The sequence below is a fragment of the Adlercreutzia muris genome (assembly GCF_041223505.1).
Lineage (GTDB): Bacteria > Actinomycetota > Coriobacteriia > Coriobacteriales > Eggerthellaceae > Adlercreutzia > Adlercreutzia muris.
Map to the genome: position 1 here is coordinate 311,390 of NZ_JBCLQK010000002.1, position 19,043 is coordinate 330,432.

The following is a 19,043-nucleotide window of genomic DNA, read 5'->3' on the forward strand; positions in this document are numbered from 1 at the left end:
ATGGCTGAGAAGCAATACGGAATGCTCGTGCGCACGGAGCGCTGCGTGGGCTGCCAGACCTGCGTGGTGGGGTGCCACCTGCTGCACGAGTGCCCGACCGACGTGTACCTGGGCTATCTGGAGACAGTGGGTCAGAGCGAGAACTACCTGGTGACGGGCACCTATCCGAACGTATCGGTGACCTTCCGCCCGCATCTGTGCAACCACTGCGCCTCCCCGGCTTGCGTGGCGAACTGTCCTACGGGCGCCATGGCCAAGCGCGAGGAGGACGGTATCGTGGAGAGCGATCCGTCCGTGTGCATCGGCTGCGGCACCTGCGCGAAGTCGTGCCCCTATGAGGCCCCGGTGGTGGCCGATGCCCTGGGCATCGCCATGAAGTGCGACTTCTGCCGACCCCGCGTGGAGCGCGGCGAGGAGCCGCTGTGCGTGTGCAGCTGCCCGGCCGAGGCCCGCATCTTCGGCGAGATCAGCGATCCGGAAAGCGAGGTGTCGAAGCTGATGGCCGAGCTGTCCGCCGAGCCGCTTCTGCCCGAGGAGGGCACCGAGCCGTCGGTGCGCTACTGCTAGAATACGAACGATCCATTCGCGGCGAGCGCCTTTCCGCCTCCCTCCCTCGGGGAGGCGCTCGCATTGGAGGAGGGGCGACCATGGATTCCAAGCTGATGCAATTCATCGATGCCGAGCGCTATCCGACGGTGTTCACTACCGAGGAGCTCGTGGGGCGGGTCGATCTGCCCTTTGAGCGGCGTCGGTATCGGAAGGGGGAGATCATCTTCGGCGCCGAGGAGCGCCATCCCTTCACCTACCACGTGGCCGCGGGCATCGTGCGGCTCTACTTGTCGTCGGCCGAGGGTGCCGTGAAGACGCTGTTCTGCCATGCGGCGGGCACGCAGTTCGCGTTTCAGGGGTTCAAGCGCGACCGTATGACCCGTTCGACGGCCGAGGCGGTGACCGACTGCGAGCTGCTCGCCATCGACTACGCCGACCTCATCGATTTCTGCGATGAGCATACCGAGTTCTACATGGCCTACATCGAGTACCTGTTCTCCATCATGAACTCGCAGACCGGGGAGATCGCGAGTTTGTCGTTCAAGACCGGCGTGCAGCGGGTGGCGCAGCTGCTCTACGCGCTGGCGAGCGACGGCGAGACGACGGTGCCCTACTCCATCGACGAGCTGGCGGCCATCATCGGCACCCATCGCAACACGGTGAGCAACGCGCTGTCGCACCTGCGCAAGCTGGGTCTGGTGGAGAAGAGCGCGCGGCCGGTGCGGGTGCGCGATGCCGAGGGACTGCGCGTCTTCGCCGAAGAGGGACGCACGGGTTTATCCTGGAAATAGGATAGGGGTGCACCCAAGGCTGGGCGGAATGGCCGGAGGCGGTTTGGTAGGATGCCTGAGATACGATGGCATCCGGCGAGGAGGGGAGCCATGGAGAAGGGAAGTGGCCGGGAGACGCTGGTGTTGCTGTTCGCGGCGGGGTTCTGCGCCTATGGATGCAACCACGCGTGCATGATCTACGTGCCCCTGTACGTGGTTGCCCTGGGCGGCGACTTGCTTCAGGCGGGGCTGCAGGCCACAGTGTTTCTGGCCCTGGCCGTGGCGTTGCGCTTCGCCATCGGGCCGTGGGCCGACCGGAAGGGCGCGAAGGGGCCTATGCTGCTCGGCCTGGCGGCCTACGTGGCCGGCGCGCCCCTGTTGGGACTCTGCCATGACTTCGCGGCGGTTCTGGTAGTGCGCTGCCTGCAGGCCGTGGGGATGGCGGCGTTCTTTCCCTGCGCCATGGCGGCGGTGAGCGCGGCGAGCGCGCGGGCGCGGTCGGGGTTGGCGTTGGGGCTGTACCGATTCGTGTCGTCGGTGGCGCTCATGGTGGCCGCGCCTCTCATGTTCTCGCTGGTGGGTGCCGTCGGCTACGGCGTCGCCTTCGCCGGATGCGGGGCTTTGGCCGCCGTCGGGCTTCTCTGCGCGGTGCTCGTGCCCGCCCGCTGCTGCCGGCCGGCGGGAAGCGAGGGGGAGGCGAAAGGGGCGCGAGCGGGATGGCGGAGCGCATCGGGGGAGGATGCCGCGACGCCGGCGGACGAGGCGCGGACGGCGACGGCGGCAGCTTCGTCGGGAACGCAACGGGACGCTGCCGGGGCATTGCCGGGAGCGCGTCGGGAAGACCTCGCGACGTCGGCGACCGCCCGGATGCCGGGAGACGGGCGCGCGGCGGTGGTCGTCGCGCTCGCCGTCACGCTTTTGTCTGCGCTCGGCTACGGCCTCGTCACCAACTTCGCCACTTCCTTCGCCGAGGCGGCGGCACCCGAGGCCAACGCGGGAATGCTCATGGCGCTCGTCGGGGCGGGCGGTCTTATCGCCAACCCGCTCGCGGGGTGGCTGGTGGATCGCAGGGCGGCTTCGGGGGTGGTGGCCGCCTTCGCTGCCGTCATGGGCGCGGGCATCGCCCTCGTGGCGGTGCTTCCGATGATTCCGGCTCTGCTCGCCGGAGCGGGGCTGCTCGTGGGCATCGGGTATTTCGGCACGGTCACGAGTGCGGTGGCGCTTCTGGCCAAGCGGGCGCCCGAGGGCCGCCGGGCCTCGCTTATCTCCCAGCAGCAGAACGCCGTGGGCGTGGGCATCGGCGTCTCGGGCCTGCTCTTCGGAGCCCTCATTGTGGCCGCGGGCGCGCCCGTCCTGTTCGCCCTCGCCGGGCTCCTCCTCATCGTCGCCCCGCTCGCACTCGCAATCCTCGTCACGAGACGGCCCGCCGCGATGTGAGCGCGAAGCCTTTCGCTGGTAAGAGGTCTCCCGCAGGGTGGTGTGGCGGTCTATCTGCCGGAGTCTTTTCGAGCGGAGCGAAGCAGTACGGCGGAGCCGATGGCGGCTGGGATGCGCTCGATGCGCCCTTGGACCACGAGGGCGTTTACGGTGTCGCTCAGCTTCTTGGAAATGGAGCGGTAGCCGAGTGCATGGGCAAGTTGGGTCAGGGTAAGATCCTCGTTTTCCAGTGCATCGAGCAGCGCGTCCGTGTAAGCGGCGGCCTTCGCATCGCCTCCGGTCGCTTTTGGCAGGAAATTCGGGTGCACGGGGATGGTTACCGACAGGTACCCGCGCGTCTCGTCGGTGTCGAAGTCGAGCTCTCCCGACCCGTTTTCCTCTAAGGCTCGATAGGCTGTGGGAAAACCGGTGTTGCGCCCCTCGATGAGCCGAAGCTCTTTGAGGAAGTCGCCGATGCGTCGGTTGCGATAGCTGCGCGCCCTAAATCGCCTCTCCTCGATATCTTCCCGCGTGATGCTGCGGTCGAACCCAGGGAAGCTGGTGATCTCGATGGCCTCAGGGGTAATGCGCACCGTGATGGGTTCGTTCACCTGGTAGGAGCGGTGGTAGACCGCATTAGCGAGAATCTCCTCTATGGCAGCATAGGGGTAGTTGAACGTGCGTGTGGCCTCGGCTTTGTCGGGGAGCTTTTCCACACGTGTTTCAATGACGCTGTTTTTGATGTACGCCAGCGCGTCGCGCAGCTGCCGCTGGATGGGTCCTGTAAATGTCATTTCGGTCATGCCCTGGCCCGTGGGATCGGGCAGGGATACCACCTCGATGCGCGCGTAGCGGAAAAAGCGCTCGGGATGCTCGGTGAACATGAGGATGCCCACGTTGAGGGGATGCAGATCCTCGGGCGGTCCCGCAACAAGCTGCATGTCTCGGGCGATGGCCAGTGCCTCGCGTCCTTCCGACTGCTCGTAAAGATTGCTGCCGACGCGAGAGAGGTGATCGCGCATGAGGCCCAAGTCAAGCTCGTCTACCGATGCGAGCAGGTTCGGCCGATCGTCGAAGGGAATGTCGGTGGAAACATAGAACAGTTCCTTCTCCTCGTTGGGCGATGCGATGACCGTGCTGCTCAGACGACGGATATAGTACAGCTTGGCGGAGCCGGCGGAGAACACGTCCTTCGATGCCTTGTAGGGACGTCCGTGGCCGCCGGGAACCCAGATGACGACAATATGCGCTCCCTGGAAGAAAACGGGCTCCGCCACGGGGTAGTACAGAGGCTCGATGCAATGGCACAGGCCAATGAGACGCTTTAGAATGCCGTCAATTTCGTTTTGGGGGATGCCCTTCGGGGGCAGCACGGGCATGCCGTCCTGCTCCTCGACGCCCAGGACAAGATAGCCGCCGCCGATGTTGTCGATGTCGTTGGCGAAGGCGCATATGGTGTGAATGACGGGATTGGGGTTGAAGCCCGCTTTCAGCTCGATGCGCGTTGACTCGACAATACGATTGTTGAGCAGGTCGTCAATGTTGACAGGTATGGCCATGACATCCTCCTTGAAGGTCTACCTGGCATTATGCATCGACTCGACAGGCTCGACAAGTGATTTGTCGAGGACTCGACAAAATTTCATCGAGGACTCGACAAAAGGTTGTCGAGCCTGTCGAGTCCCATCGGGGCAGGTGCCGAGCCCCGGCTGTTTCCGAGCACAAAAGGAGCCACCCGAAGGCGGCTCCTGGAAAGGCCGATGCGATGTCGTGGCGCGTCGCGGGCTTTGCCGTGCGGCAGAGTTACGGCGCCAGCGCCTACTCCGCGTAGCGGAACAGGGCGGCCACCGGCGAGGCGGTGGGCATCTGGTCCTGCTCCACGATGTAGATGTGGGCGTCCTGAGCCAGGGCCGCTTGGGCGAAGGCGTCGGTGATGTCGGGCGCGGCCGGGTCGATGTAGCCGTCGTCGACCGGGTTCGGGTTGCCGTCGAAGGTCACGGTGCCGGTGTTGATGTCGAAGCCGCCGGGCAGGATCTTGCCCTTCACCATGAACAGGGCTGCCACGCGGCGCTCGGCGAGCGCCATGCCGATGGCGTCGAAGTCGTCGGAGGCCTTCCCGTGGGCCGCATCGGCGCCGAACTGCTCAGCGGCCTGCTTGAGGTTCGCATCGCGGATGCCGTCCATCACGGTGAGGGCCTCATCCAGCAGCGCCTTGCCGTCAAGGCCGGCCGGATCCTTCTTGATGCCCTCGGGCAGCAGGTGGCGCAGGGTGCAGATCTTGCGGAAGGCGTGCTCGTACTCCTCGTCGCAGCACAGGATGATGGGCGTGGCATCGTCGCGCACCAGATAGTCGTTCACGGCCTTGTTCACGTAGCGGAACCATTGGGCGGCGTCTTCTTTTTTTATGTCGTTGCGGGACTGGTGGTCGTGGTACTGGCCCATGTGGCCTTCCAAGGTGATGTAGTCCAGTGCGCCCAGCTCGTCCTTCTTCATGTCGGCGGCCGTGTCGTCACTGTTGGCGAAGAGCTCGCTGAAGAAGTCGTGCACCTCGCGCGGCAGCTGCTGGCGCTGAACATGGGTGCGGTCGCCCTTCACCCAGCTGAAGCGGTCGTTGCCCAGCTCCAGGATGTAGTACTCGGTGCCGTACTGGAAGTTGCGCAGCAGCGGCTTCACGAAGTAGGTGTCGCCGGCGGCCACCATGGGCTCGGGGGCGAAGAACAGGTTGTACACGTACACGTCGTCGTTGCCCATGAGGAATCCCAGACCCTCGCCGGCGTGCAGCCACAGTGGCATGTCGGGATGGGCGAGCAGGTAGTCGGCCTTCTCCAGGATGCCCTTATAAGCGTCCTTGCCGTAGCTTTCGGCCAGGGTACGCTCGGCGTCTTTCATGAGATCCTTGAACATGTCGCGATCCCAGATGTCGCGGCGCTCCTCGCGCTCGCTGTGGTGAACGGGAATATACAGCGACACGACCGGCGCGGTCACGTTGGCGAGGATGGCGGGGTCGAAGCTCTCCATCACGTGAATGCTGTCATCGGTCTTGCGCAGGGTCTCCTTCTCGTCTTTCATGACGAACCTCCATAATAATCGGGAACTGCTGGGTCGCGCAGCCTTGGGGGCCAGCGTCCCGGAGCGATCCTGCGGGATCGCACGGAGCGGATGGGAAGGCGTCGCGCAGTGAAAAGCATAGCCCCCGACCGGAGAAATCGGGGGCTATGGGCGGGTCTGTGAACTTCTGGTTGCCGAAATGCTGATTTGGATGCTTACCGCTTCTCGTAGCGGCTCACGTTCATGGCGCGCATGGCGTTCAGGATGGCGATGACGGCCACGCCCACGTCGGCGAACACGGCCATCCACATGTTGGCGATGCCGAAGGCGGCCAAGATGAGCACGGCGAACTTGATGCCGAGGGCGAAGATGATGTTCTGCCACACGATGCGCATGGTGCGCCGGGCCACGTCGATGGCCTTCGTGATGTCGTCGGGGTTGTCGTTCATGAGCACGATGTCGGCGGCCTCGATGGCGGCATCCGACCCCATGGCGCCCATGGCGATGCCGATGTCGGCGCGGGTGAGCACCGGCGCGTCGTTGATGCCGTCGCCCACGAAGGCGAGCTTGCCCTTGCCGCGGGTATCGCGCTCGGTGGCGGCCAGCAGCTTCTCCACTTCTGCCACCTTGTCCTGGGGCAGCAGCTCGGCGTGCACCTCGTCGATGCCGAGGCGGGCGGCGACCGAGGCGGCCACATCGGTGCGGTCGCCGGTGAGCATGACGGTCTTCTTCACGCCGGCCGCGTGCAAGTCGGCGATGGCCCGGGCGGCCGTGGGCTTGATGGTGTCGGCGATGACGATGGTGCCGAGGAAGGCCCCGTCGGCGGCAACGTACAGCACGGTGCCCGCAGCATCGGTCGCCTGGAAGGGCACGCCATGGGCGGTCATGAGCTTGCCGTTGCCCACGAGCACGCCGCGACCGTCCACGACGGCCTCTACACCCTGGCCGCTCACCTCGCGCACGTCGCGGACGCGCTCGGCCAGCGGAGCGGCGTTGGCAGCGGGTCGTTCCCCATTCGCCATGGCGTCGCCGTAGGCTCGCACCGATTGGGCGATGGGGTGGGTGGAGAAAGCCTCGGCCGCGGCGGCGGTGGCCACGAGCTCGGCCTCGGTCACGCCGGGGGCGCACGCCAGCTCGGTCACGGCGAAGGTGCCGTCGGTAAGCGTGCCGGTCTTGTCGAACACGACGGTTTCCGTGGAGCCCAGGGCCTCCAGGTAGTTCGACCCCTTCACCAGAATGCCGAGGCGCGAGGCGCCCCCGATGCCGCCGAAGAACGACAGGGGCACCGAGATCACCAGCGCGCAGGGGCACGACACCACGAGGAAAGTGAGGCCGCGCAGCACCCAGTCGGCCCAATCGCCGCCGAGCAGCAGCGGGGGCACGATGGCGAGCACGGCCGCCACGCCCACGACGATGGGGGTGTACACGCGGGCGAAGCGCGTGATGAAGTTCTCGGTGCGGGCCTTCTTCTCGGCGGCGTTCTCCACCAGTTCCAGGATGCGGCTCACGGTGGAGTCCTCGAAGGGCTTCGTGGCACGTACCGTGAGCTTGCCCGTGAGGTTCACGCAGCCGGAGATAACCTCGTCGCCCGGCCGCGCCGTGCGGGGCACCGATTCGCCGGTGAGCGCTGCGGTGTCGATCTGGCTGTCACCGGTGAGGATGATGCCGTCCAGCGGGATGCGCTCGCCGGGCATGACGATGAACTCGTCGTCGGGGGCCAGCTCGAAGGGATCCACCTGCTTCAGTTTCCCCTCTTCCATGACGTTGGCGAACTCCGGCGCGATGTCCATCATATCGGCGATGGATTTCCGCGATTTGTCCACGGCGTAGCTTTGGAACAGCTCGCCTACCTGGAAGAACAGCATGACGGCGGCGCCCTCGGCCATGTGCGGCTCGGTGTGGGGGAACAGCACCAGCGCGAAGGCGCCGAAGGTGGCCACGGTCATGAGGAAGTCCTCGTCGAGGGCGTGGCCGCGGAAGAGATTGCGGAATGCGCTGGCGATGACGTCGTAGCCGGCGATGAGGTAGGGGATGAGGAAGAGCGCGAACTCGGCGTACACGTCGCCGGGGCTGCCGAAGGCGGCATGCAGCGCGCCGGTTTCCTCCAGCGCGATGATGGCGAAGAAGATGACGAGGGCGACGATGATGCGGGTGAGGAGGCGTTTTTGCTTGGGGCTCATGGTGGGGTCCTGTTTCTTGCCGTTCGCGCGAGGCTTCGGGGTAATACTCGATGCTCAGACAGTCCTCGCTCGGCGGAAGTGTCCACCGGACACTTCCGTTCGCTGCGGAACTGCGCGTCGAGCATCACCCCGAACCCTCGCGCTGCTCTTACAAATCGGAAAAATGCTCGGTTCTACCGTTTGATGAGGCAGTCTTTCTCGTAGCTGGTGCATACCTGCTGGGCGGCGTCGACGATGGCGGCGAAGGCCTCGGCATCGTCGGTGTCGGCGTCGATGACGAGCTTGCTCGTCATGAAGGAGATGGACGCCTTGTTCACGCCGGGCAGCTGGTTGATGCCCGTTTCCATCTTCGCGGCGCAGTTGGCGCAGTCGAGGTTCTCCAGCTTGAATGATTTCCGCATGGTAGTTCCTTTCTCGGCGGGGCCCCTTCGGGGGCGCAGTGGTGGCTTGCGGGTGGTCGGATGGCCGGCCTCGCTAGGGTGCGAGTTTGGGGCGCGCGGTGCGGGTTACTCGCAGACGTGGGTCATGCCCTGGGCGAGCATGGTGAACACGTGGTCGTCGGACAGCGAGTAGATGACGTTCTTGCCGTCGCGGGCGGCTTTCACGAGGCGGGCCTGCTTCAAGGTGCGCAGCTGGTGGCTCACCGCGCTTTGGGTGCAGCCGACGGCCTCGGTGATGTCGGTGACGCTTAGGGGGCCGCCCATGAGCGCGAACAGGATCTTGATGCGCGTGGTGTCCGAGAACGCCTTGAACAGGTCGGCCACATCGAAGAGCAGCTCCTCGTCGGGCATTTCCGTAAACAAGGTGGCCGTGGATTCGCGGTTGCAACCGCAGGGGCAGTCGATCATCTGGGCGCAGGCGGTTTCCACGACCTGCTGTGCCTCTTGTTCCAGTGATGCGGGCTTAGCCATGGCGGCTCCTTCTGAACGTAACAACATATGAACAACTATTCATAAGTATAGGCAATGTCACAGCGCTGTCAAGGGGGAGTGGGGGAGATTCTACTTTTCCGCTCAGCGGCAAGCAAAGCGTAACGACGCCGTTGTCGTTTCCACAGCCCCCAGCGCTACCATGGGGGCGAGGCGCTGTTCGGCACGGCGGCTCGGGATGGCGGCGCCGGTGTCGCGCTGTTGTCCTGCCCCGTTCCCGTTCTTGTTCCCGATGCGCCCTGAGCAACGATTCTCGGAAGGTGATGTCATGAGAGCTTATCAGGTTGTCGATGCCGATTACGTGGAGTGCGAGAGAGGGTCCATGCCCTTGGTGGACGTGCGGCCGCCGTTGCTCTACGATGCGGGCCACATTCCCACAGCGCTGAACGTGCGCCTCGATGTGGCGGCGGCCAGCGACGACCCGGCCGAAACCTTGGCCGAGCTGTTCCGCGGCGAGGGCATCTTCCCCGAAGACGCCGTCATCGTGTACTGCCAGTCGGGCATCCACGCGAAGATTGCCTGCGACTATCTGGCGAGCGTGGGCTATACCGAGCTGCGGCTGTACGCCGGCAGCATGAACGATTGGGTGGGCGATCCGGCCCGGCCCGTGGAGGTCTCCGAAGCGGTGCTCGCGCGGGCCTCATAGGGAAAGGGGAGAGAGCGATGGAGACGACGAAGCGTGGCGGCGCGGCCATTCTCAAGCAGGCGGTCACGAGCCTGCCCTTCATATTGCTGGTGGCGGTGGCGGCGGGCCTCGGGATCGGTTCGGTGGCGTCTGCCGAGGTCATCGCCGTGGTGGCTACCATTGGCGACGTGCTGCGGCAGGTCATCGTGTTCTGCGTGCCGCTCATCATCGTCGGCTTCATCGCCCCCTCCATTGCCAAGCTGGGCGAGAACGTGTCGCGCATTCTGGGCGTGGCGCTTCTTGCGGCCTACCTGTCTACCCTGGGAGCCGCGCTGCTTTCCATGGTCGCGGGCTTCGGGATCATTCCGCACCTTACCCTGGCCGGGGGTGCGGAGGCCCTGCGCGAGGTGCCCAGCTTGGAGTTTCCCCTTGACATTCCCGCCATCATGCCCGTGACGAGCGCCCTGGCCCTGGCGCTCATGCTGGGTCTGGCGGCGGTGTGGGCGAAGGCGTCGCGGTTCACGGCGCTCTTGGTGGAGTTCCAGCGCATGGTGCTGACCATTGTGGTGAAGATCGTCATTCCCATTCTGCCGTTCTTCATCGTGTGCACCTTCGCCGGTCTGGCCTGGGAAGGGACGCTCACGAGCCAGCTGCCGGTGTTCCTGGTGGTTATTGCCATTGTGCTCGTGGGGCACTTCGTGTGGCTCGGGGTGCTCTACGGCGTAGCCGGGGCCTACTCGCGCACGAATCCCTGGGAGGTGCTGCGCCATTACGGATCGGCCTACCTGACGGCCGTGGGCACCATGTCGTCGGCGGCCACCCTGGGCGTGGCGCTGGAATGCGCCGGCCAGGCGAAGACCCTGCGGCGCGACATGGTGAGCTTCGGCATTCCGCTGTTCGCCAACATCCATCTGTGCGGATCGGTGCTCACCGAGGTGTTCTTCTGCATGGTGGTGTCTCAAATTCTGTACGGAGCGCTGCCGGGCCTGCCGACGATGCTTCTGTTCTGCGTGCTTTTGGGCGTGTTCGCCATCGGGGCGCCGGGGGTGCCGGGCGGCACGGTGATGGCCTCGCTCGGCCTGGTCACGGGCCTTTTGGGCTTCGATGGGGCCGGCACGGCGCTGGTGCTCACGGTGTTCGCGCTGCAGGACAGCTTCGGCACCGCCTGCAACGTGACCGGCGACGGGGCCCTCACGCTGATCCTCACGGGCTATGCGAACCGCCATGAGGTGGCCGATGCCATGGCCTCTGCCGACGAGGCGTTTTTCGACGGGGAAGTGGCCGAAGCCGCCGGTGCCGGTCGCGGCAAGCCGGCCGGCGAGGGGGCGGTAAGCCGCTCCTGATTTCCCAACAGGCCCTTGACAGGTTCGGCTCTCGAGCGCGCTCGAGTTCCGTTCCCGCTACCATAGGGGAAACGATTTCGCGAGAGAGGGAGCACCCATGGCCCAGACGCAGATGCCGGCAAAGATAGAGCTTCCTGGGGCAATTCCCGGGTTTTCCGAGTTCGGCCACATCCCCTTCGAGGGGCTGCGCAACACCCGCGACCTGGGCGGTTTGCCCGCAGCCGACGGGCGCCGGGTGAGGCCGGCGCTGCTTTTGCGGTCGGGCGCCCTGCACAAGGCGACTGAGAGCGATCTGGCGCGCCTTCTGGTCGATTACCACCTGGAAGGTGTGGTGGACTTTCGCACCGAGATGGAGCGCGACAAGGAGCCCGACCCGCGCGAGCGTATGGAAGGCGTGGTGTTCTACGACTTTCCGGCGCTTTCGGGGGAGACTATCGGCATCACCCATGGGGCGAGCCTCGCGCAGGACGTGAAGGCGCTCGAGGCGGTGAGCGCCCAGCCCCACGAGGCGGTGCGGAAGATGTACCCGCAGATTCTTCTGGGCGAGGCGGGCCGTGCGGCCTACCGCGGGCTTTTGGACGTGCTGTTGGAATCCGACGGCGGGGCGGTGCTGTGGCACTGCACCGAGGGCAAGGACCGGGCGGGCTTGGGCGCCGTCGTTGTCGAGCGGGCGCTCGGTGTGTCCGAGGCCGATGTGCGGGCCGACTACCTGGCCACGAACTTATTCGCGCGCAATCGGGCCGAGGGTGTTTTAGACGCTCTGGCCGCGAAACTGCCGGCTTTGTGCGGGGTCGACGCCGATGTGGACGCGTTCTTCTACGCCTACGTCGACTACTACGATGCCGCCATGGCTGCTGTGACCGATGCGTTCGGCACCTTCGACGCCTATTTGACCGAGGCTCTCGGCTTCGGCCCCGAGAAGCGGGCTGCCCTGCGGGAGAAGTATTTGGCGTAATTCAACGAGATTTCCCACGCTGGAAACGCGGGGGCGGCTGGCGAGGTGTAAAATCGCCCTCGAACATTCCGCAACCCCAAGGAGGCACCGTGGCCGAGTCCGCAACCCCGGAGCAGATTGTCATCGTCGTCGATTTCGGCGCCCAGTACGGGCAGCTCATCGCCCGCCGCGTGCGCGATCTGCACGTGTATTCCGAGATCGTGCCGTGCGACATCACGGCCGACGAGGTGCGCGCCATGGCGCCGGCGGCTATCATCCTGTCGGGCGGTCCGGCCAGCGTGTACGCGGAAGACGCCCCCTCCATCGACCCGGAGATCCTCAGCCTGGGCATTCCGGTGCTCGGCTTCTGCTACGGCCAGCAGGCCATGGCCGTGGCGCTCGGCGGGGAAGTGGCGCATACCGAGAAGGGCGAGTACGGCCCGGCGGTCATCACGCGCGCCGGCGAGTCGGCGCTGTTCGACGGCACTCCCGGCGAGCAGACCGTGTGGATGAGCCATCGCGATGCCGTGAGCCGCGTGCCCGAGGGCTTTGCCATCACGTCGCGCACCGAGGTGTGCCCGGTGGCGTCCATGGAGTACTCCGAGCGCAAGCTGTTCGCCACGCAGTTCCATCCCGAGGTGCGCCATACCGAGTTCGGTCAGACCATGCTGCGCAACTTCTTGTTCGGCGTATGCGAGCTTGAGCCCGATTGGACTATGGACTCCATCATCGACGACTCCATCGAGGCCATCCGCGCCGAAGTGGGGGACGACCGCGTCATTCTGGGCCTTTCGGGCGGCGTGGACTCATCGGTGGTGGCGGCGTTGTGCGCCCGCGCCATCGGCAAGCAGCTGACCTGCGTGTTCGTGAACCACGGCTTTCTGCGCAAGGGCGAGCCCGAGGAAGTGGAAGAGGTGTTCACGAAGCAGTTCGACGTGGACTTCATCCACGTGCACGCCGAGGAGCGCTATCTTGAGCTTCTGGCCGGCGTGACCGACCCGGAGGAGAAGCGCCGCATCATCGGCACGCAGTTCTGGAAGGAGTTCTTCGCCGTGGCGGAGGACTTGGCCCAGGACGGCCGTCCGGTGAAGTATCTGGCCCAGGGCACCATCTACCCCGACATCATCGAGAGCGGCGCGCGCAAGACCGGCGGGAAGGCGAGCACCATCAAGTCGCATCACAATTTGATTCCGTTCCCCGAGGGCGTGCATTTCGATTTGATTGAGCCTTTGGATCACTTCTTCAAGGACGAGGTGCGCGCGCTGGGCACCGCGCTCGGGCTGCCCGACTACATCGTGCACCGCCAGCCCTTCCCGGGGCCGGGTTTGGCCATCCGCATCATCGGCGACGTGGACGCCGAGAAGCTGAACATCCTGAAGAACGCCGACGCCATCGTCCGCGAGGAGCTGGACGCCTACAACGAGCGCCTGTTCGCCGAGACGGGCGAGCGCAACAGCGAGCACAGCGTCTGGCAGTACTTCGCCGTACTGCCCGACATCAAGTCCGTTGGCGTCATGGGCGACGAGCGCACCTACGCCCGTCCGGTGATCCTGCGCGCTGTGGAAAGCTCGGATGCCATGACCGCCGACTGGGCGCGTTTGCCCTACGACGTCCTAGCCCGCATCTCCGGCCGCATCGTAGCGGAGGTCCCCGGCGTGAACCGAGTGGTGTATGATATCACCAGCAAACCGCCCGCAACGATCGAGTGGGAGTAGAGGTCTCCCTCTTTTACTCGATGCTTGATCGCATTAATGGGCGCTCTCTATAACGAGGGCGCCCGCTTCATTATGAGGAGCGCCCCGTGGATGCCCTGCAATTCATGCGCGATCACCAGGCCTATTTCGAAGACTACGTGACGCGCGGCACATACCACTCGAACGCCATCGAGGGCAGCACGCTGTCCTTCGCCGAGACCTATGCCATCCTCTGGAACGACAATACTCTGAAGGTGACAGCTACGGCTCGCGAGCTGTACGAGGCGATCAACCATAAGTACGCCCTGGCCACAGCCTCGAAAAACATGGACAACCCTCTTTCGGAGCGGCTTATCAAGGCCATAGCGCGGGATATCAATCGCAACATAAGCGGCATCGACGACTATCGTCACGGCCAGGTGATCATCCGCGGGGCGGAGCACTTGCCATCGGCCGCCAACCAGGTGAACCAGCTCATGATGCAGCTCGTGTACGAGTACAACCACGACGAGGAAGGAGATCCCTTCCTGCGCGAGGCCCGTTTCCATATCCGCTTCGAGAGGATTCATCCCTTCGAGGACGGTAATGGCCGGACAGGTCGCATCCTCGTGAATCGCGGTCTCATGCGCGCTGGCCTCGCCCCGGCAGTGATTCCCGTGGAAGAGCGTGCCGCCTACATGGACTTGCTGGCACGCAGCGATTACGACGGCCTGGCCGCCATGCTGCGCCGCCTGTCGGAGGCGGAGACTGAGCGTATGGAGAGGTTCGCCGAGCTATAGCAGCGTTTGGCGCAAGTGGAGAAAACTATTCCATCTTCGGAAGGTACTTCGTCATAAGTTCCCTGGGGATGTGGCAGTAGTCGTTGGGGAACTTGTCCAGGTGATCCTGGTGCTCCTCGGCACTCGGGATATAGCGGGTAAGCGGCTGCACCTCGACGCGGATCCGGTCGCGGTCGGGCCTCGCCCGGATGTAGGCCACCGCCTCGCGCAGGTGGGCGGGGTCCTCGCTGTAGACGCCGGTGCGGTACTTCTCGCCGACGTCGGCGCCCTGCCGGTTCACACTGTAGGGGTCGATGATCTCGAAGAAGTAGCCCATCAGCTCGGCCACGGTCACGCGGTCCTCGTCGAACGTCGTCTTGACGCACTCGGCGTACCCGTCGTAGGGCCCCTCGAGGCTATCGCTGGCCCCGTTCGCTCGCCCCGCTTCGGTAGTGATGACTCCGGGTAGCGTTTTGACGAACGCCTGCACGCCCCAAAGACACCCACCGGCAAAGTAAATCGTCTGCATGCGTCGTCCTCCTGAAATACACGTGCGAGCCAGCTGCGCTAACGACAAGAATGTGTCGCTAGCGCAGCTGTTCACTTTCTAACGACCAATTATCGCGATAAAGTGTCGCTAGACTGTCGGCGAAGCTTGCGACGACGGTAAATCGCCCTGCCTTTTTGCCGACCGATAGCCGTTTTCCAGGGGCGATCTACGTGGTGCCCGGAAAACATCTTCAAGAGAGAATTGCAAAGGGCACGACCTGGTGCCATGCGAGATGACGTGGGTCGTGCCCTCGGGAAACGCGACGGCTTTGGCGGTCTTAACATCCGCGCCTGCAGCTACTCGTTCTCCTCCACGATGCGCTGGTAGGTCTTCGTGCCGGCGTAGATCTGGTCCTTCAGCGGGTTCAGTTTCAGCTTGCGAATGCGGTAGAGCTGGTAGGCCGCCAGCGCCACGTTCGACGCCAGCGCGATCAGGCTTACCACGAAGAACGCCGTGGGGTTGTGCGTGGTCGGGATGGGGGCGAGCACGTCGGCGAACTGGGGCACCGTCATCACGAACATGATCCAGAGCGCCAGCGTCTGCGCCCGGTGCTGCAGCCATGCGCCGCGCTTGATGAAGAACGTCGGGATGGTGCAGGCCAGAAGCAACGCCAGGCCGCAATAGGCGGAGTGGTCCGAGATGCAGTTGTAGGTGTAGGCGAAGTTCCAAAGGTCGTAGGCGATGATCCAGGCCCAGATCATGTCCGGCCAAATCATGTCCTTCGACGGGTCCTTCGAAATGAAGATGCCGAACCAGCCGCAGATCGTGATGATGTTCAGGATGCCGGCGATGCCGTTCATGATGTTCCACGGGCCCGATATCGTCCACAGGTTCTCGACGACGCCGCCCTCCCACAGCGCGAAGCCGAACACCTGGAAGTCGCGGATGACTGCCTCGGCGATGTTGATCGCCAGGATGAGCGGCGGGAAGCACAGCGCCCAGCGCTTCTCGTACAGGTAGTGGGTCTTGCCGTCCTTGCCGCGCCATTTCACGAAGCGCAGGGCGATGAACCCGAGGCACCCCGCCAGCGCGGAGTAGGTCTTCACCCAGTTGAACCAAGTTCCCGTGCCGTACTCGTTGCCGGGCGCGGCGGTTTCGGGCCATACGAACAGGGTGAGCGCAATCGGCACGACCGCGAACAGGACGAGCCCGCACCACAGTTTGACGCGCCCCAGCTCGTTGAAGGCCATCAGGGCGAAGAGAACGAAGAGCCAAATGACCCAGTAAATCGGATCGGCTGCCTGATAGAGGATGCCCATGAGGTCTCCTTTCGTCGACATGTGCCCGCGCGTTTCAGAAGCGGGAATGCGGCTTGCGATGTGCCCGCGTACGGGCTGATTCGCTTGAAGTCTAGCAAATGCCGGTATCGCAATATTTCACAAAAGGCTATGATTTGTGCAGGACATTTCGCGGAGGAGAGACGGGGCGTTCCAGGGGATGACGACGATGCGCGACTACGGGAAAATGACGCCGCTGCAGGCGGCCGGCTGCGTTCGGGAGAGGCGCCGCGACCTGAAGGAATCGCGGCGCCTGACCGATACGCCGGGCGCGATTGTGGCCACGGCGCGCAAGCTCTTCGAGCTGAGAGGGGTGCGGGCGACCTCCATCGCGGCCATCGCGAAGGAGGCGAACGTCACCCGCGAGCTTATCTACTACCACTTCGCGAACCGCAACGGGCTGATCGAGGCCGTTCTCGACGACTACGTGGAAGACTTGGTCGAAAGCGTGATCGTGTGGAACGAGGCGAGAATCTTCGGCGACACGCCGGGGTCGCTGAAAAAGTGCATCCGGACGTTTCGGTACTCGCTCTACGACGGGGCGGGGCGCCCGCGCCCGATGATAGGCGTGCTGGAGGAGCTGGGCGTGCGGGACGCCTTCGACGTGCGCGCCACGCGCGAGACGGCGGATTGCCTGGCGAACCACATCGCGAAGGAGTACGCGGCCTACCATCGGGTCGAGATCGAGCTGGTGCACGAGATGTTCTGCGTCGTGATATTCGGCCTGGTGGGCCTTGTGAAGATGAACCCACGAATAGAAGACGACGTCCTCATGAAGGTGATAGAGCAAACCCTGCGCCTCGACATGGCGCCGATTGGGAAGGGGGAGGGATAAGATGAGCGATGTCTGGGGTGAGAGCCTGCCGATTCTCTACGGTAGAAGTGTGACGACTGGCGAGCTCGTCCATGTGGACGATGCTCCGAACGGGAAGGCGTGCGGGTGCGTGTGCCCTGATCCGGGGTGCGGCCAGCCACTCATCGCTCGCAACAACGGCAAGAAGAAGATCCACCATTTCGCCCATATCGGCGGCACGTGCGCATGGTCGGCTGAATACCTGCTGGCCGAATTGGCCCTGGAGGTCATAAGAGAACGTGGGCGCGTCTGGTTTCCGGAGCTGGCCTACGAGGCGCCAGGAACGCATCTTCCTGAAAAGGTTTCCGAGGGTATGGAACTACCGGTGTGCTGTGCGGAGAAAATTGAGGTGGAAGGCAGAAAAGCCCCAGCCATTGCCTTAGAGATCCGAACATCCCGCGGCAATGCCCGATACGTGTTCGTTCCCGAGCTGGTGCACGTTCTCGACGGCGAGCAAATCGCGAGTCTTAGAAAAGAGTGCCGGGGAATCGTCAGGATTGGCCTTCGCAGCTTGATGCGTTCGATGAAGACCTTGGAAGGAAAACACTACGACCGCGAAGAGCTTGCGGTCAGGATCCAAGGCAAAGAGGTCATGGAGGAGCTGTTGTCTGGGAGGCGCCAGCGGCATCTGGAATGGGCGTGGAATGCCAAGGCGAAGGAGCTTGGCGATCGGGCGTGGGCGCTCTATGCGCAGCGCAAGAAAGAAGAAAGACGAAAAGCAGATGCAGAGAAGGAACGAAAAGCCGTCATCGATCAGGCGAGGCGAGAGAAGGTGCGCCTGGCGGCCGCCAAGAGGGCCGAAAAAGAACGGGCGCAGCTGGCTCAGGCGACAAAGGCAGCAGCAGAGAGGGAGGCAGCGCGCGAGGCTTGGGAAGAAGCGCATCCCGTGCAGGGGAGGTCGATAAGAGATGAAGCGCGTCGCCAGAAGGCCCTCAGCGACATGGACCGTGCTCGTGAGATAATGGCACCCATTGTGGATGACGCGCGGAAACCTGCAAAGGGCTTGGGCGGCAAACGATGGTACCGCTGTGAGAAATGCGGCAAGGTAGACCCAGCCGACGAGTTCGCCGTCGGCGATGTGGACGGCGTCTGGAATCGCGGGATATGCCGCGAATGCGCTTGATGGACGAGTCGGCTTTCTCATTGTGGCGATAAGGGAGCTTTGTGCGTGACGGCTGCTGCGTAGTCATCTAGGGATAAGCTAAATGCTTAGGTGTCTCTATCGGTAGGTGGCAAATCGCATCGCGTTGAAGTGCCGCCATCATGTTTAGATATAGAATGGAACATGGAGAGAGATGACCTGAGGGGGGCTTCTCGTCCTCTCAATTATGCAAACACTTCTGTCTCCCCTTATGATCACGAAAGAAAGGGGCTGTGCCTATGGTTGAGGCTGAGTGGGATAGCGAGTACTTCTCGCTGGATGCTCGAAGAAATCGAGAACTATTTGCACGATATGGATATGCCATGCATAACGCTCAATGCTTAGAAAAACAGTTAGCTATTATGCTTGCTCTTGCGGATCCGGAGTTCTTTGCTAAATGCCCCCAAGTGCGCAACTCGCTCTTCGATGCAGCTCTCTCCGAAACTTTTGGTGCAATTTGGAAGAAGCTCAGTGCAGTTGTTCCGTTCGGAAAGGACGTGGCCGACCGGATTTATGAAGCAAAAACTGCGCGAAACTACCTTGCGCGCAACTATTTTTGGCAACATGCTGCTGATTTATTGGATGCGCGCAAACAGGAGTTGCTCATTGAGGAACTAACTGCGATAGCGAATCGATTCAAAAAGTTAGATGACGAGTTGGTGCGCATAACTGAAGCGTATGCGTATCGCATGGGAGTGACTGAAGAGCAGATCTCTCATGAATTGGAGCTTTTGAAGAGCCAGGACGGTTAAATGGCCTGAACCGAGTCTCTCTTTTGCTAAGGTAAACGCTGCTGATGCGCCCCAGGCCGCTCTTGATGTCTATAGTGGTCACGGCTATTGATTTCGGTTACGGTCGTCTGGCTCTCGTTGTTCTCATTAGCAAATCGCCAAATTCGACTGAGTAGTAACCTCTCGCGGTACCATCGATCACCTGGCTTGGTACCGGCGATCAGCAAAAGGCGGTACCGCGAGTA

The 19,043-nt window shown here is 63.5% G+C and carries 18 protein-coding genes; 11 read left to right on the forward strand and 7 right to left on the reverse strand.

Features of this window, described 5'->3' with window-relative positions; translation table 11 throughout:
* The 3 genes from AAK988_RS03595 to AAK988_RS03605 all read left to right on the forward strand — a co-directional run bounded on the left by AAK988_RS03595 (position 1) and on the right by AAK988_RS03605 (position 2,756).
* Positions 1-567, forward strand: a complete 567-nt coding sequence (locus AAK988_RS03595; protein WP_282191758.1) for a 4Fe-4S dicluster domain-containing protein — start codon at positions 1-3, stop codon at positions 565-567.
* An 80-nt stretch (positions 568-647) separates the two neighbouring features.
* Complete coding sequence (locus tag AAK988_RS03600; protein WP_369872875.1) at positions 648-1,340, forward strand: Crp/Fnr family transcriptional regulator; 693 nt, start codon at positions 648-650, stop codon at positions 1,338-1,340.
* 90 nt (positions 1,341-1,430) lie between these two features.
* Positions 1,431-2,756 carry an MFS transporter gene (locus AAK988_RS03605; RefSeq protein ID WP_369872876.1) on the forward strand — a complete coding sequence of 442 codons (1,326 nt, stop codon included), beginning with the start codon at positions 1,431-1,433 and terminating at the stop codon, positions 2,754-2,756.
* Positions 2,757-2,806: 50 nt separating this feature from the next.
* Here AAK988_RS03605 and AAK988_RS03610 read toward each other — a convergent pair whose 3' ends face one another.
* The 5 genes from AAK988_RS03610 to AAK988_RS03630 all read right to left on the reverse strand — a co-directional run bounded on the left by AAK988_RS03610 (position 2,807) and on the right by AAK988_RS03630 (position 8,811).
* Complete coding sequence (locus tag AAK988_RS03610; protein ID WP_160324849.1) at positions 2,807-4,294, reverse strand: RNA/DNA-binding domain-containing protein; 1,488 nt, start codon at positions 4,292-4,294, stop codon at positions 2,807-2,809.
* 259 nt (positions 4,295-4,553) lie between these two features.
* On the reverse strand, positions 4,554-5,804 hold the full coding sequence (locus tag AAK988_RS03615; protein WP_369872877.1) for a baeRF8 domain-containing protein: 1,251 nt from the start codon (positions 5,802-5,804) through the stop codon (positions 4,554-4,556).
* Positions 5,805-5,998: 194 nt separating this feature from the next.
* Positions 5,999-7,963: a heavy metal translocating P-type ATPase gene (locus tag AAK988_RS03620; protein ID WP_242369774.1), complete on the reverse strand. Its 1,965-nt coding sequence runs from the start codon at positions 7,961-7,963 to the stop codon at positions 5,999-6,001.
* A 173-nt stretch (positions 7,964-8,136) separates the two neighbouring features.
* On the reverse strand, positions 8,137-8,364 hold the full coding sequence (locus tag AAK988_RS03625) for a cation transporter (protein WP_016309500.1): 228 nt from the start codon (positions 8,362-8,364) through the stop codon (positions 8,137-8,139).
* A gap of 105 nt (positions 8,365-8,469) precedes the next feature.
* Positions 8,470-8,811: an ArsR/SmtB family transcription factor gene (locus tag AAK988_RS03630; RefSeq protein WP_051127496.1), complete on the reverse strand. Its 342-nt coding sequence runs from the start codon at positions 8,809-8,811 to the stop codon at positions 8,470-8,472.
* A gap of 349 nt (positions 8,812-9,160) precedes the next feature.
* Here AAK988_RS03630 and AAK988_RS03635 point away from each other — a divergent pair, with 349 nt between their 5' ends.
* From AAK988_RS03635 to AAK988_RS03655, 5 genes are all read left to right on the forward strand, one after another.
* On the forward strand, positions 9,161-9,538 hold the full coding sequence (locus tag AAK988_RS03635) for a sulfurtransferase (protein WP_369872878.1): 378 nt from the start codon (positions 9,161-9,163) through the stop codon (positions 9,536-9,538).
* A 17-nt stretch (positions 9,539-9,555) separates the two neighbouring features.
* Positions 9,556-10,860 carry a cation:dicarboxylate symporter family transporter gene (locus tag AAK988_RS03640; protein WP_369872879.1) on the forward strand — a complete coding sequence of 435 codons (1,305 nt, stop codon included), beginning with the start codon at positions 9,556-9,558 and terminating at the stop codon, positions 10,858-10,860.
* A gap of 97 nt (positions 10,861-10,957) precedes the next feature.
* Positions 10,958-11,815, forward strand: coding sequence for a tyrosine-protein phosphatase (locus AAK988_RS03645; protein ID WP_369872880.1), 858 nt, complete (start codon positions 10,958-10,960; stop codon positions 11,813-11,815).
* Positions 11,816-11,904: 89 nt separating this feature from the next.
* Positions 11,905-13,509, forward strand: coding sequence for a glutamine-hydrolyzing GMP synthase (gene guaA, locus AAK988_RS03650; RefSeq protein ID WP_369872881.1), 1,605 nt, complete (start codon positions 11,905-11,907; stop codon positions 13,507-13,509).
* An 86-nt stretch (positions 13,510-13,595) separates the two neighbouring features.
* Entirely contained in the window at positions 13,596-14,267 is a 672-nt protein-coding gene (locus tag AAK988_RS03655) for a Fic family protein (RefSeq protein ID WP_369872882.1), read from the forward strand.
* Between the two features lie 25 nt (positions 14,268-14,292).
* On the opposite strand, the gene AAK988_RS03660 is transcribed toward AAK988_RS03655, so the two are convergent.
* Both AAK988_RS03660 and AAK988_RS03665 read right to left on the reverse strand, forming a co-directional pair.
* A complete protein-coding gene (locus AAK988_RS03660; RefSeq protein WP_369872883.1) occupies positions 14,293-14,775 on the reverse strand; it encodes a peptide-methionine (S)-S-oxide reductase in 483 nt (160 codons plus the stop codon).
* Between the two features lie 317 nt (positions 14,776-15,092).
* Positions 15,093-16,055, reverse strand: a complete 963-nt coding sequence (locus AAK988_RS03665) for a DUF5692 family protein (RefSeq protein ID WP_369872885.1) — start codon at positions 16,053-16,055, stop codon at positions 15,093-15,095.
* A gap of 178 nt (positions 16,056-16,233) precedes the next feature.
* Between AAK988_RS03665 and AAK988_RS03670 the strand changes: the two genes are divergently transcribed.
* The 3 genes from AAK988_RS03670 to AAK988_RS03680 all read left to right on the forward strand — a co-directional run bounded on the left by AAK988_RS03670 (position 16,234) and on the right by AAK988_RS03680 (position 18,819).
* Entirely contained in the window at positions 16,234-16,908 is a 675-nt protein-coding gene (locus tag AAK988_RS03670; RefSeq protein ID WP_369872886.1) for a TetR/AcrR family transcriptional regulator, read from the forward strand.
* A gap of 1 nt (position 16,909) precedes the next feature.
* The gene (locus tag AAK988_RS03675; RefSeq protein ID WP_369872888.1) at positions 16,910-18,049 is read left to right on the forward strand and encodes a competence protein CoiA family protein; all 1,140 of its coding nucleotides are present in this window, start codon (positions 16,910-16,912) and stop codon (positions 18,047-18,049) included.
* Positions 18,050-18,306: 257 nt separating this feature from the next.
* Positions 18,307-18,819 carry a hypothetical protein gene (locus AAK988_RS03680; protein ID WP_369880432.1) on the forward strand — a complete coding sequence of 171 codons (513 nt, stop codon included), beginning with the start codon at positions 18,307-18,309 and terminating at the stop codon, positions 18,817-18,819.
* Positions 18,820-19,043: the final 224 nt, after the last annotated feature.